The sequence below is a fragment of the Streptomyces sp. AP-93 genome (assembly GCF_022808175.1).
Lineage (GTDB): Bacteria > Actinomycetota > Actinomycetes > Streptomycetales > Streptomycetaceae > Streptomyces.
This window is the reverse complement of record NZ_JALGBX010000031.1, coordinates 31,992-55,908: the sequence shown is the minus strand read 5'-3', so window position 1 is coordinate 55,908 and position 23,917 is coordinate 31,992. Positions and strand designations below refer to the sequence as shown.

The following is a 23,917-nucleotide window of genomic DNA, read 5'->3' as shown; positions in this document are numbered from 1 at the left end:
TCGCCCGCACCCGTCCCGGGAAGCCGTCCGCTCGAGCCAAGCCGTTCAAAGGTGCGCTCTGAAACCTTGGCCCGGCCATTGCTTCGACCGTGATCGCATGGCGGCGGGCCGGCGGGCCTTCTGCCCGTGTCACCTGTTCCCGGGGGTACGACTTCATGTCCATCAGCGCGACCGGCTCGCCGCCGCCCGTCGACCCCGCCCAGCAGAGACCGCCGCAGGCACCCTCCCCGCAGGTACCTTCCCCGGAACCCCTCGCCCTGCTGCGCCCGCCCGGTGGGCTCGCGACGGCAACGACCGTCCTGCTCGCCCTCTCCGGCCTGTACGCCCTGCTCCTGGCCGGAACCGGCCTGTACCTCGGCTCGGCCCTGCGCGCCGGGAGCTACCCGGACGCGGGAACCGAGGACGGCGGCACCCTGCCGGACACCTTGATGGCGCTGGCGGGCCTCATGGAGATTCCGCTGCTGATCATCACGGCGGTCCTCTTCGTCAGCTGGTTCCACCGCGTCCACCACAACGCCCTGGTGCTCGACCGGGACGCCGTCACCCGCTCCCCGGCCTGGGCCATCGGCGGCTGGTTCGTCCCCTTCGCCTTCGTCCGCATCCCGTACAAGATGGCGAAGGAGCTCTGGGCCGCCAGCCTGCCGCCCGGGCCGGACGGCGCCCGGCGTCCCGTCTCGAACGCGCCCATCACCACCTGGTGGCTGGTGTGGATCACCGCGCTGTTCGCCAACCGCGTCTACGACACCCTCTACGGCCGCGCCGACGACGCGGACGGGCTCGCCACCGCCGCCACCGCCGAAGCCGTGTACGGCGTGGTGCTGCTCGCGGCCTCCGTCCTCGCGATCCGCTTCGTGCGCGGGCTGACGGCGATGCAGCTCGCCAAGGCCGCGCAGGGACCCTACGCACCCGAACAGCAGCCCGCGAACCCGTTCCCGGCTGCCGCTCCACCACCCGCCCCGGCAGCCCGGCGCCTACACCGCTCCGGGCTCCGGAGACGGAGGGGCGGGAGCCGGGTGGGCGGGAGCCGGGTGGGCGGGAGCCGGGACGGCGAACTCGCACCACACGCATTTCCCGCCGCCCCGGGGCTCCACTCCCCAGGCATCCGCGAGCCGGTCCACCAGCATCAGGCCGCGCCCCGACACCGCCCAGTCGTCGGCCACCCGGCGCCGCGGCAGGGCGCTGCTGGTGTCCTCCACCTCGATCCGGATCCGGCCCTCCGGGGTCAGCCGCATGCTGACCCCGCCGACTCCGTCCGTGTGGACCAGCGCGTTGGTCATCAGCTCGTCCGCCGCCAGCTCGATCTCGTCGGCCTGTTCCCACGCACCCCATGCCGCGGCGGCCGCCCGGATCAGGTGGCGGGCCATCGCCGGGGCGTCCGGGTCCCCGGGGGTGAGCCGGTGGCGCAACGGGCCGCCGCCGCGCGGGAGCGGGGTGCCGCGGCGGCGCAGCAGGAGCAGGGCCATGTCGTCCCCGCCGCCCGAGTCCCCGACCAGCTCGCACAGCACGTCGGCGAGTTCCTCCACGTCGGCCGGCCCGTCCCGGACCGCCTCCATGAGCTCGCGCAGACCGGCGTCGGGATCCCGGCCGGGCCGTTCGGTCAGCCCGTCCGTGCACAGCAGCAGGGTGTCCCCGGGGTGCAGTTCGAGGCTGGTGACCGGGTATCCCGTACCGGCGGCGCCGGAAGCGCCCCGGGCACCGGAGGCACCCGCACCGGCCGCCCCCGGCTCGCGCGCCGGCAGGCCCAGCGGCAGCCCGCCCGCCACCTGCACCCGGTGGCAGCTGCCGTCGCCGCGCCGCACCACGGGATCGAGGTGCCCGGCGCGGACCAGCCGGGTCATGCCGCTGGTGAGGTCGATGTCCGCATACGTACAGGTGGCGAAGCGTTCCGTCTCCAGGTCCCGCAGGAAGGCCGAGGCCCGCGCCATGGCCGCGCCGGGGTCGTGGCCCTCGGCGACGTACGCGCGCAGCGCGATGCGCAGCTGCCCCATCACGGCGGCGGCGTCCGTGTCGTGGCCCTCCACGTCGCCGATCATCACGCCGACGCGGCCCTCGCCGAGCGGGACCACGTCGTACCAGTCGCCGCCGATGTCCCGCCCCATCCGGGCGGCCCGGTACCGTACGGCGATCAGCGCACCCGCCACTTCCGGGATCCGGCGCGGCAGCATGGCCTTCTGGAGCCCCTCGGCGAGGTCGTGCTCCTGCTCGAAGAGGATGGCGCGCTGGAGGCTCTGCGCGATGCCGCTGCCCAGCGCCATCAGTACGTTGCGCTCCTCGGCGTTGAAGTCGCCCTCCCGCGTGTAGAGCAGCCCGAGCGCGCCGACGGGACGGCCCTGCGCGATCAGGGGCAGGTAGACGCCGCTGCGGACGGACAGCGGCTCGATGTACGGCCACAGGTCCGGGTAGCGCTGCTGGAACTCCTCGCGGGAGCCGATGAACACCGGCCGCATCGTCCGTACGGCCTCGCTCAGCGGCAGCGGCGCGTCGATCCGCGTGTACTCGGTCTCCGGTACGTACGCGCCCAGCTGCCCCTCCGCGACCAGGTGGATCCGGCCGCCGTCGACCACGCCGAGCATGACGCTGACCGCGCCGAGGTGGCCGAGGGCCTCGGGGTCCTTGAGGACGTCGGTGACGTCGTTGACGGTGCGCGCGTGCGCCAGGATCGCCGTGGTCCGCTCGACGACCCCGGTCATGCGGCGCCGGCCCTCGTCGCGCTCACCGGCCGCGCCGGGCTCGCCGGGGTCGTGGACGGCGTCGCGGACGATCCCGATGATCCGGTACGGACGCCCGTGCGGGTCCCGCAGGATGCGGCCCTGGACATGGGTCCAGCCCGGGGCTCCCTCCCGGTCGCGGCTGCGCACGTAGGCCCCGTAGTGACTGCGGCCGGCCTTCAGCGCCTGCGCGACCCGCGCGTCGAGCCGGAGCTCCTCGCCGGGCGCGAGGCGGACCCGCAGTCCGGCGGGGGTTCCCGCGAACTCCTCGGGGCGCAGGTCGAGGACCTCGAGGGCGGTGGTGTCCAGAAACATCTGCCCGCTGTCGAGGTCCCAGTCGAAGGTGCCCATGCGGTTGAGCGACAGGCTCGTGTCCGTCCGGGCAGGCCACTCGACCTGGGGGGTCACTCCCCTTTCGGCCACACCCTCAGGGTCTCACCCTTCGGCGGTGTGCGCCGGTCTGCGGGGGCTTGCCCCGGGCGGTAGGGGGAGGGCGCGGGTTCGCAGGGAGCGCAGGACGGATCCGGCGTGTCGACGGCGTCTCGCGCCCCTTGTGCGCTAGCGACCGCCCAGGACGCCGAATATCGGGACGAAAAAGGGCCAAAGTCCCGGCCTGTCGTGACTTTCGCCTAATAGGCGACTTGTACGATTTCGCGAAGATCGATCCGTTCATGATCATCTTTGCTGGCGTCAGGAACCCCCCGGCACGGGGTCGTTGACGCCCATGGCTGTGTGGGGTGTGGCTTGTCGCAAGCGCCGAAGACGACCGGAGAACCGGCCGGAGCACCGAGGGGAGGAGTGGAAGGAGGACCGGAGGGACGGGTGGAAGGAGGGAGGGAAAGGGCGCAGGAAGGGGCGCAGACCCCGGGCCGAATATCAGCCTCGCTCGCCGACTCCGACTGCGACTCCTACTGCGACTGCGACTCCCACTGCGGTTCCGGTGACCATGGCGGTGACCATGGCGGTGGCGATGGCTCCCGCGGGGCCCGCACCGGGCGCGGGAGTCTGGTCGTGCAGCCGTACCGGGATCCGCTCGTCCTCGGCCCGCTCTTCCGCGACGAGGAACAGGCGGGCGCCCGCGCCACGGCCACCGTCCGCCCCGACGGCTCCGGCGCCCCCGGCGGCCCGGCCGGTCCCGGCCGACCCCACGGACCCCACGGACCCCACGGACTCGGCGCACTCGGCGCACTCGGCGCACGCGGCGGAGCCGGGACCCCCGGCAGCAGCCCCGACCACCCCCGCGGACGCCGCGGATCCGCCGAGCCCGACACCCTCCGGCAGGCGGCCGTCCATGCCGCGATACCCCGGCCCGCCGGACCGGCGATGGCGGCGCCGGCCGCCCCGCGGACCCTCCCCGCCGTGCTCGACCCCGAGCTCACCGAACGCCCCGCGCGGGCCTGTTCGGGCTGGTGGGCCCTGCTCACCGCCGCTCTGGCCACGGCCGGCGCCGCCGTCCTCCCGCGGTTCGAGGAGCTCCGCCCCTCCACCTCCCCCACCGAGGCCTGGCCCCTGGCCGCCGTCGTGTGCTGCGCGCTCCTCACGCTCGCCGCGCTCTGCGGACTGCGGCGCGGCCGCGCCGGCCAGGCCTGGTCACTGACCCTCTTCGGCCGCTACCGCGGCACGATCCGGCGTACCGGCCTCCTCTGGTCCAACCCGCTGCCCCGGCACACCCGCGTCGACGTACGGCTGCGCCACTGGCGCAGCGAGCCGCTCTGCGTCGTCGACTCCGAGGGCACCGCACTGCGGGCCGTGGTCCTCGTCGTATGGCGGGTCAGGGACACCGCCCGCGCGCTGCTCGCGGTCGACGACCACACCGCGTACCTGAGCGGGCAGGTGGAGTCCGCGACCGCCCGGGTTCTCTCCCGGATGCCCGCCGACTCCTTCGGCCCGGAAGCGGCCGAACCGGAAACCCTGCGCGACACCGAGGCCGTCGGCGACGAGCTGACCCGGCTGCTCGCCGCCGAGTGCAAGGCCGTCGGCGTCGAAGTCTTCTCCGCCCGGCCGCTGCACGTCGAGTACGCCCCCGAGGTCGCCGCCGCGATGCAGCGCCGCCGGGTCGCCTCGATCGACGCCCGGCACCGGGACTCCGTCCTCACCTCCGTGCTCGACGCCGTCGACGACACCGTTCACCGGATGTCGGACCGCGGGCTCGTGAGCCTGGACGACTACGAACGCAAGGCCCTGGTCAAGGACTTGACCGTGGCCTTCTACACGGCGCGCGGCCCTGCCGCCGACGCCCGTTGAAGCACCCCCGATAGAAAGCCCCCGATGGATAAGGAACCATGCATGCGCACGCCCGAGTTCACCGAAGAAATACCCGACAGCTGTGACTGCACCGGCTGCGCGCGCGGCACGACGGCCATGACGGCCGCCGCGGCCCGCCGCCGCCGCTGCACCCTGCGCGGCGCCGTGGTCGCGGCCGTCGGCGCCACGCTGCTGATGGGCACCGGAGTGGGCACCGCGTCCGCCGAGCCGGCCCCGGCACACGCGGGCTGGGACGGCTCGAAGTACTGGTACAAGGACGCGACCGGCTGGTGGCGCTGGACCCAGCACTACAGCAAGTACGTGGCGAGCAGCGGGCGTTCCTCCGCCGGCGCCTCCTCTTCCTCGTCTTCTTCCCCGTCCTCCTCCGTACGCACCTCCGAGCCGACCTTCCGCGGCCGCGCGGGCTGGGACGCGACGGACCGCGTGTACTGGTACAAGGACGGCACCGGCTGGTGGCGCTGGACCCAGCACAAGGACAAGTACGAGCGCTTCGCCGGGGGCTCCGGATCCGGCTCCGGCTCCGGATCTTCCTCAGGCTCGTCCGGTTCCTCCGGTTCCTCCGGTTCCTCCGGTTCCTCCGGCTCTTCGGGGTCCTCCGGTGCCCCCATCCGCCAGGGCACGGAGGGCGCCATCTCCTTCGCCAACCGCCACCTCGGCGACCCGTACGTCTGGGGCGGCAACGGCCCCCGCGGCTGGGACTGCTCGGGCCTGGTCCAGGCCGCGTACCGCTCCGCCGGCATCAGCCTCCCCCGCGTGGCGTCCGACCAGTACCGGGCCACCACCCCGATCTCCCGCTCCCAACTGCGCCGCGGAGACCTGGTGTTCTGGACCTCGAACGGCAGCGCCTCGGGCATCCACCACGTCGCCATCTACCTCGGCGGCGGCAAGTACATCGAGGCCCCCCGCCCGGGCAAGCAGGTCCGCGTCTCCAGCTTCAGCGCGTACAACCCGAACATGTACGGGCGCGTCCGCTAGCAGCCGCCCCCCGCATGACGGCACAGCGGCCTAACGGCACGACGGCATAACGGCGCGACCAGACCTCCCCGAGGGCCACCGGCCCTCGGGGAGGTCTTCGTGTCGGGCGGGACCCTAGCGGGTGCCGTTGGCGCTGCCGTTACCGGCGGCCGGACCGCCATCCGAGCCCTCGTCGGTACCCGGTCCGGGCCCGACCGGGGAGGGCGGGGGCGGGGGCGGGGGCGGGGGCGGGGGCGGGGGCGGGATCAGCGAGGTGACCGGGGGCGGCGGGGGCGACGGCGGCAGCACGGGCCGCACCTCGGTCGCCGGGGGCTCGGGAACCACCGGCGCCGCCGAGGAGATCTTGGGCGGGGCCGGAGGCTGCGGTTCCGACGCGCTCCGCGGGGGCGACGGCACCACCGCGCTCTTCGAGGGCGACACGGACGGCGTCGGCGAGGTCGCCCGCCGGTCCACGGACGGTGACGTGGAGGGCGACTCGGACGGCGACTTCGACGGCGACTTCGACGGCGACTTCGACGGGGACTCCGAAGGGGACTCCGAGGGGGACTCCGACCCGGTGACCGACGCCGACACTGACTCCGAAGGCGACTCGGACGGGGACTCGGAAGGCGACTCCGAGACCGACTCCGAAGGCGAGACCGACTCCGAAGGCGACTCGGACGGCGACTCGGACGGCGACTTCGACGGGGACTCGGACGGGGACACCGTCGGAGACGGCGAGGTCGGCGACGGGGAGGTCGGCGACGGGGAAGTCACCGTCGGGGACGGCGAAGTGAACGTCGGGGACGGCGCGGTGAACGTCGGCGACGGCGGCGGGGTGGTGAAGATCGGCGTCGGGATCACCGGCGGCGGGATCGGCCTGTCGCGCCGACCGCGGTCGTCGCCCCGGTCGCGCTCGTACCAGCGGCTGTCGCGGTAGTCGTAGATCACGAACTTGTTCACGATGGTCACGGACGGCGCGATGACCACGACCCGCGACGGCTGGTACGAGGTCCAGGGCTGCCCGAACCGCTTCGGGTTGGCCTTCAGCGCCACCGGCGGCCCGAGCGGGTTTCCGCAGGCGCAGCGCACCCGCGGCACCCCGCGGTCGTCCACGAGCACCGCGGTCCCGGCCTGGAGCACGGCCTGGTAGCTGGTGGGCGCACCGTCCCGGTAGCCGTGGTTGGTGACCCGGGTGTCCACCCGGAGCTGCACCGGGGTGAGGGAGCGCAGGTACGCCGGCACGGCCGTCGGCTGGATGCCGAGCGAGGAGGCGAAGGCGGCGTTCTTGGCGGGCTGCGCCGAGAGCACCCGTATCTGCTTCTCGACGTCGCAGCTGGCCACGTTCCTCGTGCCCCCGTACAGCTCGGGCGAGGCTCCGCTGACGCTGCGGGTGGCCGTGGTTCCCGTGGCCGACGGGGCCTTCGACTCGGGCTTCGTCCCCGTCGTCGGGGGCGGCGGGCTCTCGGGCGGGGCCGTGGCCTCCTTGGCGGCGGTGGACTCGGTGAAGGGGTCGGGCCCGGACGCCGCCGCGGGCTGCAGGAAGACCTCGTTGCCCGCGGAGGTGGTGGTGCCCCCGCCGCCGGTGGGCCTGGTCAGTACGACGGCCAGGGTCACGGCGGCGGCGAGGGCGACGATCGTGGTGGCGAGCCGGGGAACGGAGCGCCACCAGGCCTTGCGCGGGGGCTCCGGCGGCCCGGGGGGCACCCCGCTCCCGGATCCTCCGGGAGGGGCCGGCGGCGGAGGTGGCGGGGGGCCCTCCCGGCCCCCTGACAGGGGCCCGGAGGGCGGGCCCGTGGGGCGCCCGGACGAAGACGACGGCGGCTGCGAGGGCGGCTGTGACGGCTGTGTCGGCCACGGCGGCTGCTGGCCGGAGGGTTGAGTGGTCACGGGCTCTTCTTCCCAGGCGGAGGGGTTCCGGTCCCCTGTGGACGTTCCGCTGCGGACCCTGCGGACTGCGGGCCCTGTGAACCGCGGGCCCTGGACTGCGGGCCCTACGGCCCCTGCGGCCACTTCGGACTTCGGACGGTGCTCCGTGGACGTTCCGTTATGGAACTTCCGCGGATCATCAGCGGAAATCTCCGGATTTAGTGCACTCCTGGCGACCATTGTGTGCGCCGTCCGGGTGGTGGCCGCAAGCGGAGCTGCCTACGGTGGCAGGGTGAGCCCTACAACGGCACCGGCCGCGCGAGCCTGGCGCGACGCCCTCGTCGCGGTCCTGGCGGGCTTCGCGGTCATGGCGGCCGTCGCCTCCGCGGGGCTCGCCCTCGCCGGCGCCGGCGATCTGCCCGGCGGCGCGTTCCCGCACGTGGTGGCCGCCGTCGTACTGATGGCCGCGGGCGGCTCGGTCGACGTGACGGGCGGGGCCGGCTTCCTGGCGGGAGCCGACGCGAGCCTGTCCGTACTCCCCCTCTCCGTCAGCCTGGCCGGCGCCCTGACCACCGGCTGGCTCTTCCTGCGCCCCCTGCACAACCGGGCGGTGGCCGGGGCGCGCGAACTGCTCGCCCGCGCCACGCCCTTGGTGCTGCTGTGGCTGCTGGCGCTGACCGGCGTCGCCCTGCTGGCCCGCCAGGACTTCGCGATCTCCACCGGCGATTCGATCCTCGGCGACATCGGTGAAGTCCTCGATGCCGGCCCGACAGTGGGCTTCGAGGCCGCGATCCCCGCCACCCTCGGCTTCGGACTGCTGTGGATCCTGGGCCTGTTGCTGATCTCCCTGCTGGTGTCGCGGCGCGCGCCGCTCCCCACGGGACTGGTCCGCTTCCACACGGCGGTGCGGCCGGCGGCGTTCGCGGTGGTCGCGCTGCTCCTCGCGTACGTCGTGATCGGGATCGGCGCCGGCCTGGTGGTGGCGGGGACCCGCGGGCACGCGGACCGCACCCTGGCCGTGATCCTGCTGGGCCTGCCCAACCTGGTCTGGCCCGCCCTGACCCTCGGCTTCGGCGGGGCCTGGGAGGGCAAGGCCGAGGGACCGTTCGGGCTGCCCGTACCGAAGGTCCTGGACGAGGTGCTGCGCGCCACCGGCCAGGGCTCCGGCTCCACCCCGGACCTGTCCACCATCGACGTGGCCTCGCTCGCGGAGCGGGACTCCCGGGCCTGGTGGCTCGTCGTAGTGGCGGTCGTCCTCCTGCTCGGCGCCGGCGCGCTGGCCGCCGCCCGCTCGCCCGCGCACGTCCGCCCCTGGCAGCACGCCCTCCACCTGGCCGTCGCCCTGGCCCTGGCCACCCTGGTGGTCTGCCTGCTGGCCCGGATCCAGGCCCAGTTCGGCCTCTCCCTGCTGGGCATCGGCGACGTCTCCGGCCTCAGCGGCAAGGTGGAGCTGAGCCCGCTGCTCTGGCGTACGGTCGGCCTCGCCTTCCTCGCGGGCGCGGTGGCGGGCTTCCTCGGCGCCCTGGTCCCCGGCCGCCGGGGCGAACCCGGCCGCCGGGCACCCGCCGAGCCGGCCGGTCCCGCGGGCCGCTGACCCGGCCGCCCACCCCGCCCACCCCGGCCACCCCGGCCACCCGTTGCGCCGTTCGAGTGAACAGGCGCAAATCGGCTCATCGGGGGATCGTTTCCGCATGACACGCTCGTCTCCGTGAACATGACCAAAGGCCTGTTCCGGCCGCTTCACGCCGCTGGCCTGATCGCCCTCTCCGCGCTCGCCCTGACCCTCTCCACCGCCCTCCCCACCCAGGCGACAGGCCCCGGTGCACGCCACCTCTCCGGCGACACCGGCCGCAAGGACGCCTCCGCCCAGGCGGTGTCCGTCAGCAGGGTGTTCTGTCCGCGCGGCACGGCCGTGCAGTCCGGCGGGTACTCCACCACCCACTGGGACCACGGCCGCGACGGCACGCTCCGGCACACCGTCCTGGCCTCCCACCCCGTCGTCGACGAGGACGGCCGCAGGGGCTGGTACGCCTCCGCCGCGCACGCCGAGGTCACGGCCCACGTCGTGTGCGCGCCGTCCCCCGAAGAGGACTAGAGGACGAGAGGACGGGGGGCGGGCCGATCGTTGGGTGGGGTTGAGAGGTGCTGGCGGATGTGCCGGCGGCGGGCCGGGATACCCTCGCCGGAGTTTCGCCTGTGGGGGGCCGCTGAGCAGTCGCATCCGTAGGGATGCGGGGTGCTCGACGTTCGTGCGGATCGGCGACATGAACAACGACGAATGCAACGACATGCTGGTCCGCTCTGCCGACGGGAAGCTGCGCCGCTACACACCCCCCCTGCTCGGATTCCATCGCTCCGGGCGTCACCAACAAGCTCATCGGTGCAGGCTGGGGCATCTACGACACCCTCGTCTCGCCCGGTGACGTCACCGGTGACGGCCGCGCCGACCTGCTCGCCCGGGAGACCAGCTCGGGCAAGCTGTACCTCTACGCCCAGACCAGCGACGGACTCTTCGCCCCCCGCAAGCAGGTTCCGGGTGACTTCACCGGCTACAAGCGGATCGTCGGCGCCTCCGACCTCGACAACGACGGACACGCCGACGTCGTCCTGCACGACAAGGCAAACCGCCTCTGGCGCATGAACGGTTCGGGATCCGGCGGGTTCGCCGCTCCCGTCAAGATCGCCGACAACTGTTGCAGCTCCTACAACGCCCTCATCGGTATCGACGGCACCGGCTCCGGCACCTTCAAGGCACCCGTCAAGATCGGCACGGGGTGGCAGACGTACAGCGGTCTGTTCTGAGCCCCACCCGCCCCAACCCCAACCCCAGCCATACCGGACCGGACCGGACCGACCGTCACATGATCCGCCGGACAGAACCTGGACCGCCGGAAGGAGGCTAGAACACCGGCAGCGCCCACCTGGGCGGTGGTGGCGGCGGTCCGTCGGAGGCCGCCCGGGCGGGCGCGCGGACGAACGCCGCCACGCCGGGGCCCGCGCCCTCCCCCGCGCCCGCGCGCCGCAACGCCCCCGTGAATTCCAGGCAGCTCCCCCACCGGTCCTCGGGCGCCTTCGCGAGGGCCCGCGCCAGCACCTCGTCCACCCCCGGCGGGAGGCCTTCCCGCCGCGAGGACACCGCCGGCGGCGGGTCGTACTGGTGGGCCCAGAGCAGCGCCATGTCGTCGTCGCGCTCGAACGGCGGGCCGCCGGCCAGGGTTTCGTAGACCACGCACCCCAGGCTGTAGACGTCGCACCGGCCGTCGACCGGCTTCCCGGCGATCTGCTCGGGCGCGACGTAGTCCAGGGTCCCGACGAACTGCCCGACGCTCGTGAACCCGGTCAGCGACAGCGATTTCTTCGTCAGCCCGAAGTCGGTCAGGTAGACGTGCTCGGGGTGTTCGCTGTCGGTACCGCCCGCGACCAGGATGTTGCCGGGCTTCACGTCCCGGTGGACCAGGTCGTGGGCGTGCGCCGCGTCCAGCGCCGAGGCGACCTGGCCGGCGATCCGGGCCGCCGCCTCCAGGGGCAGCGGGCCCGTCCGGTCCAGCATGGCCCGCAGGTCCTGGCCGGCCACGTACCGCATGGCGATGTAGAGCATTCCGTCGGTCTCCCCCGCCTCGAAGACGGGCACGATGTGCGGGTGGTCGATGGCCGCCGCCACCTTCGACTCGTGCGCGAACCGCTGCCGGAAGACGTCGTTGCGCGCGAGTTCGGGCGCGAGCAGTTTCAGCGCGACCGTCCGGTCCAGCCGTACGTCGTGCGCGCGGTAGACGACCGCCATCCCGCCGCGCCCGATCTCGGCCTCCACCACGTACCCGGCGATCCGCCGCCCCCGCAGGTCGGACTCACGCCCGCGGAACGGCTCCGCAGCCGGATCGGAGCCCATCAGTGCGCCTCGGTCCCGGGCAACTCCACGATCTTCGTGGGTTCGTGCGGCACGTGCGGAACAGGCGGAACAGGCGGAACATCTCGTACGTCGCCACCGCCCTCGGCGTCGGCTTCCTCCGGCGGGGTCTCCCGCGCGGCCGGGGCACCGGGTCCCGTGACGACCGCGTAGGTGGCCAGGCGGCTCCCGTCCCCGTACATCCACCGTCCCGCCGTCTCGTCGTAGAGCCACACGGACTCCCCGTCGACGACGACGCCGACCCGCAGTCCCCGCAGGGACCGCCGGAAGGATTCGGGGTCGAGCCGCCCGGCCGCGAGATCGGTGACGGCCCGCCGGTAGCGTTCCAGTTCCTCGGCGGACCGGGTGAGCAGCGGCTGCGGGTCCTCGACGCGTGTCAGCGGGCGCCCGCCGGTCGGCGGGGGCTGCGGCACGGCGAGGAGCAGGCGGCCGTCCACCCAGGCGGACCACCCGTTGGCGCACAGGATCTCCCCCCACTCACCGCGCCGGGACAGCAGCCGCACGGGGAGGAAGGCGTCGAGCGGCACCGTGGGGCGGGACAGGTCCGGGGTCTCCCAGGCGGGGAGTCCGTCCTGCGGGACGATGTGGGTGGGCCGGAAATCCGCGGCTTGGCCGGGGCTGGTCATCGCGGCTACTTCCGCATGATGGCCGGCTCGTGGCGGCGCAGCACCCGGCCCACCAGGACGCCGAACAGCACGGCCAGGCCGGCGAGCATCGCCACCTCCGTGAGCCACAGACGGGGCTTGTGGTCGAACATCGGATCCTGCGTGATCTTGCCGGGCACGATGGCGCCGAGGTCGATGGTGGCCGCCATGGCCCCCATGGCCCAGCGGGCCGGCACGAACCAGGCGAACTGTTCGATGACCGGGACCCCGGTGAGTTTCAGCAGGGAGCCGCAGAAGACGACCTGCACGATGGTGAGCAGGACCAGCAGCGGCATGGTGACCTCTTCCTTGGACACCAGGGCGGAGATCAGCAGCCCGAGCACCATGGCGGTCACGGACAGCAGGGCGACCACGAGGGTGATCTCGATCAGCGGAGGCAGGAAGAGGCCCTTGCCGCCGGGGGCGTTGGTCTTGACTCCGGCGAGGCCGACCAGGGTGAGGACCACCGCCTGCGCGACGGTGATCGCGCCGAGGACCACCACCTTGGACATCAGGTAGGCCGACCGGGACAGCCCCACGGCGCGTTCCCGCTGGTAGATGACGCGTTCCTTCACCAGCTCGCGGACGGCGTTGGCGGCTCCGGTCAGGACGCCGCCCACGGTCAGGATGAACAGGGCGTTGAGCGCCGTCTCCGGGGTGAGTTCGCTGCCGGCCAGTGCGCGGGCCATGGCACCCATGACGAACGGCAGGGCGACCATGATGATCAGGAAGGTGCGGTCGGCGCTGAGCACGGCGGCGTACCGGCGGATCAGGGTGGAGAGCTGCGAGCCCCAGCTCTGTGCCTTGGGCGGCGGCTTCGGCGGGACGCCCGCGGCCCGTTCGCCGGCCCCCGCCGGCGGGACCCGGCTGGCTACGTCGACATAGCGGCCGTACAGCGGCGAGGTCCGGTGCTCTCCGGCCCAGTCGCGCTCCCGCTCGTTCTCGAAGGCTTCGAAGGCTTCGGGCCACTGGTCGAAGCCGAAGAAGCCGAGTGCCTCGTCGGGCGGCCCGTAGTACGCGATGCGGCCGCCGGGCGCGAGGACGAGGAGGCGGTCGCAGACGCTCAGGTTGAGCACGCTGTGGGTGACGACGATGACCGTGCGGCCGTCGTCGGCGAGGCCGCGCAGCATGTTCATCACCGAGCGGTCCATGCCCGGGTCGAGGCCGGAGGTGGGCTCGTCCAGGAAGAGCAGGGAGGGCTTGGTCAGCAGTTCCAGGGCGACGGAGACCCGTTTGCGCTGGCCGCCGGAGAGGCTGTGGATGGGCTGGTCGGCGCGCTGCTGGAGGCCGAGTTCACCGATCACCTCGTCGACGCGGGCCTCGCGTTCGGCCTTGGCGGTGTCCTGGGGGAAGCGCAGCTCGGCGGCGTAGGCGAGGGCGCGCCGGACTGTGAGCTGTGCGTGCAGGATGTCGTCCTGCGGGACGAGGCCGATGCGGCTGCGCAGTTCGGCGTAGTCCCGGTAGAGGTCGCGGCCGTCGTAGAGGACGGTGCCGTGGTCGGCGGGGCGCAGGCCGGTCAGTGCCCCGAGCAGGGTGGACTTGCCGGCTCCGCTGGGGCCCACCACCGCGAGCAGGGAGGTGGCGCCGACGGGGAAGGAGACGCGGTCGAGGAGGGTCTTGCGGCCGTGGTCGACGGCCACGCCGAGGTCCTGGACGTCGAGGGAGACCTCGCCGGTGTCCACGTACTCCTGCAGCTGGTTCCCGACCAGGCAGAAGGCGGAGTGGCCGATGCCGACGATGTCGCCCTCGCCGATGGCGGTGGCGGCGGCGAGGCGGGCACCGTTGAGGTAGGTGCCGTTGTGGCTGCCGAGGTCGGCGATCTCGTACCTGCCGTCGGGGCGGGCGCGCAGTTCGGCGTGGTGGCGGGAGACGACGAGGTCGTTGATCACGAGGTCGTTGTCGGGGGCGCGGCCGATGCGGACGGCGGCCCGGTCGGCCAGCGGGCGGACCGAGGTCGGCTGCCGGAAGGTGCTGGTCCTGTCCGGGCGGGAGACGGAGGAGGGCCGGGAGACGGCGGCCGGTTCGGCGAAGCGCACGCGCGGGCCGTCGGCGGCGCTGCCGAAGCGCAGTTCGCTGCCGACGCCGACCGCCCACTCGCGGACGCGGTGGCCGTCGACCCACGTGCCGTTGGTGCTGTCCTCGTCCTCCAGCGTCCAGTGGTCGCCGTCCGGGCGCAGCACCGCGTGGTGCCAGGAGACGCGGGCGTCGTCGAGGCAGATCTCGCAGAGGGGGTCCCGGCCGACGTGGTACGTCCGGCGCGGGCTCATCGCGGTGGAGCCCCTGTCCGTTTCCAGGAGGAGCTCTGGCGCGGTCGGCACACCGGGGCGCTGGGCCATGGGGTGATTTTCCCACGATCCGGAGCGCCCGGCATAACCGCAGGTCAGGCGGGCCTTAAGGGTAATGACAACGGTCCCCGTTGCAGCCTTTGCCCATCGCCGCGAGGTGCGCTTCACTTCAGGCGATACGGATACGCCACACGCCACGCCACGCCGGATACGTACAAGCGCCGTCGGCACACCACGACTCACGGGGGACACCATGAGCGCGCACGATCACGCGCCGCACGACCACGACGCCGGCGGCCACGAGGCCCATGGCCACGGGGGCCACGGCCACGGGAGCCACGCGGGCCACAGCCACGGCGTCGCCGCCGACGCCGACCGGCGCTGGCTCGGCATCGCCCTCGGCCTGATCACGGGCTTCATGGCCATCGAGGTGGTCATCGGCGTCCTGGCCCACTCGCTGGCCCTGATCTCCGATGCCGCGCACATGCTGACGGACGCCGTCTCGATCGTCCTCGCGCTGATCGCGATGCGGCTGGCCGCCCGGCCGGCGCGCGGCGGATTCACGTACGGCCTCAAGCGCGCGGAGATACTCTCCGCCCAGGCCAACGGCCTCACCCTGCTGCTGCTCGCGGTCTGGCTGGCGTACGAGGCGGTACGACGGCTGCTCGATCCGCCGCCCGTGGAAGGCGGGCTGGTGCTGGTGACGGCGCTCGCGGGCATCGTCGTCAACATCGCGGCGGCCTGGTGCATCTCGAAGGCGAACCGCACCTCGCTCGCGGTGGAGGGCGCCTATCAGCACATCCTCAACGACCTGTTCGCCTTCATCGGCACCGCCGTCGCCGGTCTGATCGTGCTCACCACCGGCTTCCGGCAGGCCGACTCGATCGCCTCGCTCGTCGTGGTCGTCCTGATGGTCAAGGCGGGCTACGGACTGGTCCGCGAGTCCGGCCGGATCCTGCTGGAGGCCGCCCCGGCCCACGTGGACCCGGACACGGTCGGCGACCGCCTGGTCGGGCAGCCCCCGGTCACCGAGGTCCACGACCTGCACATCTGGACCATCACCTCGGGGCAGGCCGCGCTGTCCGCGCACGTGCTGGTGGCCCCGGAGGGCGACTGCCACGCCGTGCGCCGGGACCTGGAGGCCCTGCTGGCGAAGGAGTACGGGATCACGCACACCACCCTCCAGGTGGACCACGTCCAGGACTCCCTGCTCACGGTCGGCCGCCCCGGCGAGGACCAGGCCGACACGCACTGCGCGGACGCCCACGGCCCGGTCCACCGCCAGGGTCCGCACGACCACTGAGGCGCTGCCTGAGGCGTGCCCGGACGGGGTAGGGATGGGGCCATGACCGCCAAGCGCAGTGCCGGACTCCTCCTGTTCCGCGGGCACACCGGAGCCGGGGTGGAAATCCTGCTCGGCCACATGGGAGGCCCGCTCTGGGAGCGCCGCGACGCGGGCGCCTGGTCGATCCCGAAGGGCGAGTACGGCCCCGAGGAGACCCCGCGCGACGCGGCCCGCCGGGAGTTCGAGGAGGAGATCGGGCTGCCGCCGCCGGAGGGTCCGTACCTGCCGCTGGGCGAGGTGCGGATGATCGGCGGAAAGCTGGTGACCATCTGGGCGGTACGGGGGGACCTGGATCCGGCCCTCGCGGTGCCCGGCACCTTCACCATGGAGTGGCCGCCCAAGTCGGGCCGGACGGCGGAGTTCCCCGAGCTGGACCGGGTGGAGTGGTTCGCTCCCCAAGTGGCCAGAACCAAGCTGGTGGTGTCTCAGATTCCTTTCCTGGAAAGGTTGTTGGACGTACTGAAGAACGAGGATTGACCTCGCCTTTACTTGCCAACAAACCCCACTTGCATGGACATTGCACATATGACGAACGTCGTGCTGGTGGGAACCCTGGACACCAAGGGTGTGGAGTACGGCTGGTTGCGCGAGAGGCTGCTGCGCGCCGGCGTCGAAGTGATCACGGTCGACACAGGAATCATGAACGAGCCCCGCGTGCCCGCCGACGTACCGCGCGAAGCGGTGGCGCGGGCCGCGGGAACGGAACTGTACGAACTGCGCGCGGCCGCCGACCGGGGTGCGGCCGTCACCACGATGGCCCTGGGGGCGGAAGCGACCGTGTTACGCCTGCACGCCGAAGGCCGGCTGCACGGAGTGCTCGCGATAGGCGGCAGCGGCGGAACCTCCATCGCCACCCGGGCGATGCGCGCACTGCCGCTCGGCGTCCCGAAGGTGATGGTCTCCTCGATGGCGTCCGGGGACGTGGCCCCGTACGTCGGATCGGCGGACATCACCATGATGTACAGCGTCGTGGACATCGCGGGGATCAACAGCGTCTCCGCGCCGGTCCTGGCCAATGCCGTCGCGGCCGTCGCCGGGATGGCCGCGGCCTACGAGCGCTGCACCATGGAACTGCGCCGGCCCGCCCTGCTGGGCTCGGGGCCCCGGCCGCTGATCGCGGCGAGCATGGCGGGCGTGACCACGATCGGCGTGGACGCGGCCCGGGAACGGCTGACCGAACTGGGCTACGAGGTGCTCGTCTTCCACGTCAGCGGCTCCGGCGGCCGGACCCTGGAGACCCTGGCCGGCCAGGGGGTCTTCGCGGGCGTCCTCGACCTCACCCTCAGCGAGCTCGCCGACGAGCTGTGCGGCGGCATCCTGACCGCCGGGCCCGACCGGCTCAGCGCCGCCGGGAGGGCCGGGATTCCGCAGGTGGTGAGCCTGGGGGCGCTGGACATGGTGAAGTTCGGCCCGCTGGAGAGCCTCCCCGAACGGGTCCGCCACCGCCGGGTCCGCGTCCACAACCCCTCGATCACGGTGATCCGTACGACCGAGGCCGAGTGCGCCGAGCTCGGCCGCCGGGTCGCCGCCAAACTCCGTGCGGCCACCGGCCCCACGGCGGTCTGCCTGCCCCTGCGCGGACTGTCCACGCTCGGCGCACCGGGCGGGCCCTACCATGACCCCGACGCCGACGGGGCGCTGTTCTCGGCGCTGCGCGAAGGACTGCGGGGCAGCGCCGCCCGGATCCACGACTACGACACCCACATCAACGATCCGGACTTCGGGCGGGCGGCGGCCGACCGGCTGCACTCCATGATCGGAGCGCGGGCCGCGGCTGCCTGACCCGGGCTCCCCCGGCAGGGAACCGGCCGTGGCGGAAATGTGTCCCAGGTGGTGGCCGGTCCCCTGGAAGGGCCGGCTCCGGGGCGCGGTCACGCCACGGCAAGGGGGAAAGGCATGAACGGCGTGTGGTCGGTTCCCGGTTACTCGGAGGTCCGCGAGCTCGGTTCGGGCGCCAGCGGCCGCGTGGTCCTGGCGGTTCACGAGGTCACCGGCACGGCCGTCGCGGTGAAGTACCTGAACGACCGGATGCTCGAGAACCCGGTCTTCGTCCGGGAGTTCCGGGCGGAGGCCCAGCTCCTCGGCGCCTTGCGCTCCCCGTACGTGGTCGGGCTGTACGAGTACGTCGAGGCGCCCGGCGGCGCCGCGATCGTCATGGAGCTCGTGGACGGCATCCCGCTGAACGCCCTCCTGGGGCAGTGCGGGCGGACCGGACCGGAGGCGGCGCTGGTGCTGCTGAAGGGCTCCTTGCTGGGGCTCGCCGACGCCCACCGGGCCGGTGTGGTCCACCGGGACTACAAGCCGGCGAACGTCCTGGTCGCGGCCAACGGGACCTCCAAGCTGGTGGACTTCGGAATCGCCACCCCCCTGGGCACCACGCCCGGGGCGGCGGGCACCCCCGCGTACATGGCCCCGGAACAGTGGCAGGGCCGGCCCGCCTCGCCCGAGGCCGACGTGTACGCGGCGACGGCGACCTTCTTCGAATGCCTGACCGGCCGCAAGCCGTACGACGGGCAGAACTTCGCGGAGCTCGCGGTCCAGCACATCGAGGCGCCGGTCCCGGAGACCGAGGCGCCTGAGCCGGTGCGCCCCCTGATCCGGCGGGGACTGGCGAAGGCTCCCGAACAACGGCCCGAGGACGCCGACGCGTTCGTCGCGGAGCTGGAGGCGGTGGCCCTGGCCGCGTACGGGCCCCAGTGGGAGGAGCGCGGACAGCGCAAGCTGGCCGCGCTGGCGGCCCTGCTGCCGCTGCTGTTCCCCTCGGCGGGCGCCCCGGCGCAGGGCGTCACCGCCCTGGCCACGACGGTCCTGCCGGCGCCGCCCGCGGCCTGGGCCCCGGGCGGGCGCGGGCTGCTCGCGGCGGGGGCGGCGCTCGTGCTCGGGCTGGTGGCCGTACTCGGCTACCAGGCGGTCGGCTCGGAGCCGGGCGGCGCGAAGGCGCTGAACGCGTTCGCGACGTCGAGCGCGTCGGCGCCGGTCCCGGCGCCCGGACCCAGCCTGTCGGCCTCGCCGACCCCGTCGGCCTCGGCGTCCGCATCTCCGTCGCCGTCGGCGTCGGCGTCGCCGTCGGCGAGCCCCAGTCCGAGCTACACGATGCCGGCACCCACCCCGACGCCGAAGCCGACCTGGACGGTGACCAAGCCGCCGGCCCCGACCCCGTCCACGACCCCCACGCCCACCCCGAGCCCGACCCCGAAGGTCACGGTCTCCGCGGTGAACGTCACCTCCTTCCGGCGGACGGCCACGACCACCACCGAGGCCGCGTTCTCCGTCGAAAGCGACGGCGCGGGCCCGTACACCCTGGTCGTCGAGTGGTTCACCGGTGACACCAAGGGCGCCCTGACCGTGCCCGACGGCCGCGAGACGGTCGCGTTCGGCGCCGGGAGCCCCGGTACGCACACCCTCGCGCACACCTTCGCGCAGGGCGCCGGCTGTTACTGGAGCGTCCGCGCCACCACCCAGCCGGCCGCCGCCAACCAGAGTTCCGTCCAGAGCATCTACATCCGGGGGTGCAAGCCGGCATGAGCGATCCCCACGCCCCGCAGGGCGACGACGACTACAGCGCCACCGTGCTCGGCAGCCACTGGATCACCGGACCGCCCCGGGGCACGGAGCGGACCGAGCGGCTCGGTCACCCCGGCGCGACCGGACGCACCGGCCCGACCGCCCGGTTCGACGTGCCGGTCGGGGCCGTGCCGGACCGGGTCGAGGGCTCCGTACTGCGCTTCGGACCGGGGGTGACGGCCGCGCTGCCCGCGCCGTTCCCGCTGTCCCCCGGCCCGGCCCCCCGCCGGCGCCGCGAATGGCGGCGCTACACCCTGGCCGCCGTGGTCCTGATCGGGGTCCTCTGCTACCTGGGCTGGCAGCGCTACGGCCCGGCCCTGGAGGTCGGGGACGTGGTGGTGACCACCGATGCCCGGGGTCCCGGCTGCGACGGGACCGCCGACGTGGTGGCCGTCGTAACGACCAACGGGCGGCCGGGGGTCCTCACGTACCGCTGGCTGCGCAGTGACGGAACCCGCTCGGAGCAGCTCACCGAGCGGGTGCCGAGCGGCCGGAAGGAGGCCCGGCTGCACCTGCTGTGGACCTTCCAGGGCGTGGGCACCTACCCCGCGAAGGCCGAGCTCGAGCTCGTCTCGCCCGTACGCCGGACGGCCGCGGCGGAGTTCACGTACCGCTGCCGCCCGTAGCCAACGGATCTGGGGCACCGACTCGCTCGGCGTGACCTGTGGTGCCGCGGTCGACGGCGTGCTGGTGCCGGGTCAGGTCCTGCTGTACCGGGGGACCGAACAGCTCGACCGGGCGGGCACGCGGATCACCGCGAGCCCGCCGTCGAGGTCCACGCGGGAGCGGGGCGGGGCGCCGTCCTCCTCGTCGTCGCGCATGACGAGGGCGCTCTGGCGCTCCTTGAGCTCGTTCTGCTTGCCCGGCGAGAAGCTCGCGTGCAGTTGCTCGAAGCCGGTCGAGGACATCTGCCCCTTGCGGCCGTTCCAGCGCCAGGGCAGCAGGCCGGCGCGGCCCGCGCGCTCCAGCGCGAGGTCGAGGAAGGCGATCGCGGTGAGCAGCAGAGCCAGCCCCGGGAGGGTCATGAAGACGACGAAGGCCATGGCCCGACCCTAACCCCGGTCCGCGGCTCCGGTCCCCCCATGGCCCGGTCCTCCTTTCGGCCGACGGCCGGAGCCCGCCGACCCGTCCTTCCGGCCGGGGGATCGTGGCCGTGCGGCCGAGGCGCCGCCACCCCCGCCCCTGGTTGACTCGAATGTGTTGGCGAGGGCATCAGGGATGGCCCTCACGGCACCCTTGCTGCCACGTTCCAGCCGGCGATACACCCCAACGGAACGTGGCTGTCCCGCACGGATGCCAAGTCCGCGCGGGAGGCCCGCAGCCGCTTTGGGGAGTGGCTGCGGGCCGTCTTGCCTGCCCGTCCGTGGCGGGCAGCTTCAGGCCGCTCCCTCGTCAGAAGCGGGCGTGTGCGGTGATGTCCGCCGCGAACTCCCCCGTCATCGCCGGGGTCACCGTCGGCCGGCACTGCGCCACCGCCGCCAGGTAGTCCTCCGTGCTCGCGCCCAGCTGGGCCGCCGCCGCGCCGCGCGCGCCCACCGCCTCCAGGTCCCGCTCGAAGGACACCTGCGCCGCGATCCGCGCCGCGTGCTCGATGTCGGCCGGGGTGAACAGTTCGCTCGCCCCGACCAGCGCCGCCACGTCCACATCGGGACGGCCCGCCGTGTACCGGGCCCAGATCGCGGCGCGGGCGCCCGCGTCCGGGGTGCCGATCGGGATCAGGTAGTCGAAGCGGCCGGGGCGCAGGAAGGCCGGGTCGAGGGAGCGGATGGAGTTCGTCGCGCAGACCAGGAGCCGTTCGTCGCCCTCGCGGAAGCCGGGTATCAGCTTGAGCAGTTCGTTGGTCACCCCGTGGATCCCGCCGGGCTGGGCGGGTTCGGTGCGCACGGGCGCGATCTCCTCGACCTCGTCGATGAAGACGAGCACACGCTCCAGCTCGGCGATGCGGGCGAACGCGTCGCGCAGCGCCGCCGCGAGGTTCCCCTCGTCGGCGAGGCGGGAGGGCAGCAGTTCCACGAAGGGCCAGCCGAGCCGGGAGGCGATCGCCCGGGCGAAGGTGGTCTTGCCGGTTCCGGGCGGGCCGAAGAGGGTGATGGCGCGCGGCGGCCGCACGCCATGCGCGGCGGCCCGCTCGGGCTCGGCGAGCGGCAGCACTACGCGCCGCTCGATGAGGTCCTTCTCCGTCTCCATGCCGGCGACCTTGGCCCACAGGTCGTTCGGCAGGAAGCGGCCGCCGAGGTCGTCGAGGAGGCCGGCGGCCGGGCCGTGCAGCGGCTCGGTCTTCTCGAAGTAGGCGACGGCGGGCTGGCGGGTGTAGCCGGCGTTGAGCAGGCCCTCGCCGAGCAGGTCCTCCTCGGGCAGGACGTAGGCGATGCGCCCGACGCGGGCGGCGATGAGCCGCCGCTCCAGCTCCACGAGCAGCGCACTGGCCAGGCCCCGGCCGCGCCAGCCGGCGGCGATGGCGATGCGCATGACCCAGGCGCGTTCGCCGGTGACGCAGGCGAGGGCGGCGCCGATGGGGACGCCCTGGTGGACGGCGACCACGCAGGGCTGCCGGTCGGTGAGGGCGCTGATGCATTCGGCGAGTGAGAAGACCGACTCCTGGCCGAGTTCGGCCGTGGTGTCGATCAGATGGACAACGGCCGCGAGATCGCTCTCACGGTAGTCGTGGATCAGCCAGTTCACCGGGTACCGCCCCTCGTTCGTGCTCCTGCGTGCCTGCTGCGTGCCTGTTGCGCACCTTGCTGCCGCGAGGCTAGGGGCGGACCCGCCCGTTGATCACGCTCCGTCGTGCACAACACCCGGTCGGGGAACCCTCCGTATCGTCCATAGACTGGTGGTTTCCGCCCGAACTGCTGCCCGAGGATCGTCAAGCCTTCATGACTTCCCACATATCCACCGGCCTGCGACGGCCGTATCTCGTGTGGCTGGTTCCGGTCCTCTGGACGCTGTCGCTCGGACTGTGGGGGCTCTCCCGGCAGAACAGCGTGTGGCGGGACGAGGCGGCGACCTGGCAGGTGGCCGGGCGCTCGCCCGGTGAGATCTGGCATCTCCTCGGACATGTGGACGCCGTCCACGGCCTGTACTACCTGCTGATGCACGTGCTCTTCGAGGTGTTCGGGGCGAGCACGACCACCCTGCGCCTCCCCTCGGTGCTGGCGGTGGCGGTCGCCGCCGGCTGTGTGGCGCTGATCGGGCGCCGGCTGGCGGGCCCATGGGCCGGGCTGGGCGGCGGGCTGGCACTCGGGCTGCTGCCGGCCGTGCAGTTCCAGCTCCAGGAGGGCCGGTCCTACGCGCTGATCGCGGGCGGGGCCGGGCTGTCGACCCTGCTGCTCGTCTCGCTGATCGCGCAGACCGGCGCCGGTCCCGTGCGGCGGACCCGGCTGCGCTGGACGGCGTACGGGGCTCTCGTGCTGGTCTGCGCCCTGCTGAACTGGTTCTCCCTGCTGATCCTGCCCGCACACGCGGTGACCCTGTGGTGGGCGCGGGCCCGGCGCGGTGTCGTGGCGCCCTGGCTGCTCGCCTCCGCCGCGGCCGTGGCGGGGGCACTGCCGCTGATCCTGTTCAGCCGGACGCAGTCCGGCCAGGTCTCCTGGATACCGCCCCTGACCTGGCACATGATGATCGGCCCGGGCGTCCTCCTGGCGGTCGGCGTGCTGGGCGCGTGGGCGGACCGCCGGGGCGGGCCGCGCACCGGTCTGCCCGCCCGGCTGACGGCGGCCTCGGTCGGGCTGCCGCTGCTGGCGGTGCCCCTGCTGGGGCTGGCCGCCGCCTCGCTGATACAGCCGCTGTTCCTGGACCGGTACGTGCTGTTCTCCATGCTGGGTCTGGCCCTGCTGACCGGTGCGGCGCTGGGCGCGGCCGTACGGGCCCTCGCGCCCCGGTACCCGAAGGCGTCGGGCGCGCTCGTGCCGGTCGTGGTCGCGGTCTCGGCGGTGGCGCTGCTGCCCGTGGCGCTGGCCGACCGGTCTCCGGCCAGCCGGGTGGACGACGTACTGGCGGTGGCCGGGGAGGTGTCCGCGCTGAAGCGGGACGGCGACGCGGTGCTCTTCGTCCCGGCGGCCCGGCGGGACACCGCACTGGTCTCGCCGGGGGCGTTCGCCGGCCTGAAGGACATCGCCCTGTCCCGCGGCCCCGCGGAGTCGGGCACCCTCAAGGGCGAGGAGGCCTCCCCGGCACGGATCTCGGCGGCCCTGCGGGAGCAGCGGCGGGTCCTCCTGGTGACGGACTCGCGGAAGGCGGCCAAGCCCTCGGGCTCTGCGGCGGACCGGGCGAAGGCGGCCGTCCTGCGGGCGGAGTTCACCGTGGTGGAGGACCGGGAGGTCCGCGGCCGCCGGGTGACGGTGTACGAGCGGCACGGCTGACGGGCGGTGCGGCTGAGG

At 73.6% G+C, this 23,917-nt stretch carries 17 protein-coding genes and 3 pseudogenes; 13 read left to right on the top strand and 7 right to left on the bottom strand.

Annotation, left to right across the window (positions count from 1 at the left end; all coding sequences use genetic code 11):
- Positions 1–155 precede the first annotated feature (155 nt).
- Positions 156–806 (top strand): annotated as a pseudogene (locus tag MTF69_RS43930) (DUF4328 domain-containing protein); the annotation flags it as partial.
- Between the two features lie 165 nt (positions 807–971).
- Here the strand turns inward: MTF69_RS43930 and MTF69_RS36825 are convergent.
- On the bottom strand, positions 972–3,131 hold the full coding sequence (locus MTF69_RS36825; RefSeq protein WP_374325111.1) for a SpoIIE family protein phosphatase: 2,160 nt from the start codon (positions 3,129–3,131) through the stop codon (positions 972–974).
- Positions 3,132–3,719: 588 nt separating this feature from the next.
- On the opposite strand from MTF69_RS36825, the gene MTF69_RS36815 reads away from it, so the two are divergent.
- Both MTF69_RS36815 and MTF69_RS36810 read left to right on the top strand, forming a co-directional pair.
- Positions 3,720–4,952 carry an SPFH domain-containing protein gene (locus MTF69_RS36815; protein WP_308401501.1) on the top strand — a complete coding sequence of 411 codons (1,233 nt, stop codon included), beginning with the start codon at positions 3,720–3,722 and terminating at the stop codon, positions 4,950–4,952.
- A gap of 42 nt (positions 4,953–4,994) precedes the next feature.
- Positions 4,995–5,948 (top strand): C40 family peptidase, encoded by a 954-nt coding sequence (locus MTF69_RS36810; RefSeq protein WP_243340794.1) that lies wholly within the window; start codon positions 4,995–4,997, stop codon positions 5,946–5,948.
- Positions 5,949–6,497: 549 nt separating this feature from the next.
- Here the strand turns inward: MTF69_RS36810 and MTF69_RS36805 are convergent.
- Positions 6,498–7,703: pseudogene (locus MTF69_RS36805) on the bottom strand (DUF6777 domain-containing protein); the annotation flags it as partial.
- A gap of 385 nt (positions 7,704–8,088) precedes the next feature.
- Between MTF69_RS36805 and MTF69_RS36795 the strand changes: the two are divergent.
- The 4 genes and pseudogenes from MTF69_RS36795 (at position 8,089) to MTF69_RS36785 (ending at position 10,598) form a co-directional block, all read left to right on the top strand.
- Positions 8,089–9,390: a streptophobe family protein gene (locus MTF69_RS36795; protein ID WP_243340792.1), complete on the top strand. Its 1,302-nt coding sequence runs from the start codon at positions 8,089–8,091 to the stop codon at positions 9,388–9,390.
- A 114-nt stretch (positions 9,391–9,504) separates the two neighbouring features.
- Entirely contained in the window at positions 9,505–9,891 is a 387-nt protein-coding gene (locus tag MTF69_RS36790) for a hypothetical protein (RefSeq protein ID WP_243340790.1), read from the top strand.
- 206 nt (positions 9,892–10,097) lie between these two features.
- A pseudogene (locus MTF69_RS43925) lies at positions 10,098–10,391 on the top strand (FG-GAP repeat domain-containing protein); the annotation flags it as partial.
- Between the two features lie 42 nt (positions 10,392–10,433).
- Positions 10,434–10,598: a hypothetical protein gene (locus MTF69_RS36785; protein WP_243340788.1), complete on the top strand. Its 165-nt coding sequence runs from the start codon at positions 10,434–10,436 to the stop codon at positions 10,596–10,598.
- Positions 10,599–10,695: 97 nt separating this feature from the next.
- On the opposite strand, the gene MTF69_RS36780 is transcribed toward MTF69_RS36785, so the two are convergent.
- From MTF69_RS36780 to MTF69_RS36770, 3 genes are read right to left on the bottom strand one after another with little or no spacing between them, the layout of a single operon-like run.
- Positions 10,696–11,682 (bottom strand): serine/threonine-protein kinase, encoded by a 987-nt coding sequence (locus tag MTF69_RS36780; RefSeq protein ID WP_243340786.1) that lies wholly within the window; start codon positions 11,680–11,682, stop codon positions 10,696–10,698.
- Positions 11,682–12,326 (bottom strand): hypothetical protein, encoded by a 645-nt coding sequence (locus MTF69_RS36775; protein ID WP_243340785.1) that lies wholly within the window; start codon positions 12,324–12,326, stop codon positions 11,682–11,684. Before MTF69_RS36775 ends, MTF69_RS36780 begins: the two co-directional genes overlap by 1 nt.
- A gap of 5 nt (positions 12,327–12,331) precedes the next feature.
- Positions 12,332–14,680 (bottom strand): FHA domain-containing protein, encoded by a 2,349-nt coding sequence (locus tag MTF69_RS36770; RefSeq protein WP_243340783.1) that lies wholly within the window; start codon positions 14,678–14,680, stop codon positions 12,332–12,334.
- A 202-nt stretch (positions 14,681–14,882) separates the two neighbouring features.
- Between MTF69_RS36770 and MTF69_RS36765 the strand changes: the two genes are divergently transcribed.
- The 5 genes from MTF69_RS36765 (at position 14,883) to MTF69_RS36745 (ending at position 20,164) form a co-directional block, all read left to right on the top strand.
- Entirely contained in the window at positions 14,883–15,932 is a 1,050-nt protein-coding gene (locus MTF69_RS36765; protein ID WP_243340781.1) for a cation diffusion facilitator family transporter, read from the top strand.
- 42 nt (positions 15,933–15,974) lie between these two features.
- Positions 15,975–16,451 carry an NUDIX domain-containing protein gene (locus MTF69_RS36760; RefSeq protein WP_243340779.1) on the top strand — a complete coding sequence of 159 codons (477 nt, stop codon included), beginning with the start codon at positions 15,975–15,977 and terminating at the stop codon, positions 16,449–16,451.
- 48 nt (positions 16,452–16,499) lie between these two features.
- A complete protein-coding gene (locus MTF69_RS36755; protein WP_243340777.1) occupies positions 16,500–17,756 on the top strand; it encodes a Tm-1-like ATP-binding domain-containing protein in 1,257 nt (418 codons plus the stop codon).
- 114 nt (positions 17,757–17,870) lie between these two features.
- Complete coding sequence (locus MTF69_RS36750; RefSeq protein WP_243340775.1) at positions 17,871–19,499, top strand: serine/threonine-protein kinase; 1,629 nt, start codon at positions 17,871–17,873, stop codon at positions 19,497–19,499.
- A complete protein-coding gene (locus MTF69_RS36745) occupies positions 19,496–20,164 on the top strand; it encodes a hypothetical protein (protein WP_243340773.1) in 669 nt (222 codons plus the stop codon). The genes MTF69_RS36750 and MTF69_RS36745 overlap by 4 nt, the downstream gene beginning before the upstream one ends.
- A gap of 72 nt (positions 20,165–20,236) precedes the next feature.
- Here the strand turns inward: MTF69_RS36745 and MTF69_RS36740 are convergent, their stop codons facing one another.
- A complete protein-coding gene (locus MTF69_RS36740; RefSeq protein ID WP_243340771.1) occupies positions 20,237–20,581 on the bottom strand; it encodes a DUF6191 domain-containing protein in 345 nt (114 codons plus the stop codon).
- A gap of 349 nt (positions 20,582–20,930) precedes the next feature.
- Positions 20,931–22,220, bottom strand: coding sequence for an ATP-binding protein (locus MTF69_RS36735; protein ID WP_243340769.1), 1,290 nt, complete (start codon positions 22,218–22,220; stop codon positions 20,931–20,933).
- A 194-nt stretch (positions 22,221–22,414) separates the two neighbouring features.
- Between MTF69_RS36735 and MTF69_RS36730 the strand changes: the two genes are divergently transcribed.
- Complete coding sequence (locus MTF69_RS36730) at positions 22,415–23,899, top strand: hypothetical protein (RefSeq protein WP_243340767.1); 1,485 nt, start codon at positions 22,415–22,417, stop codon at positions 23,897–23,899.
- Positions 23,900–23,917: the final 18 nt, after the last annotated feature.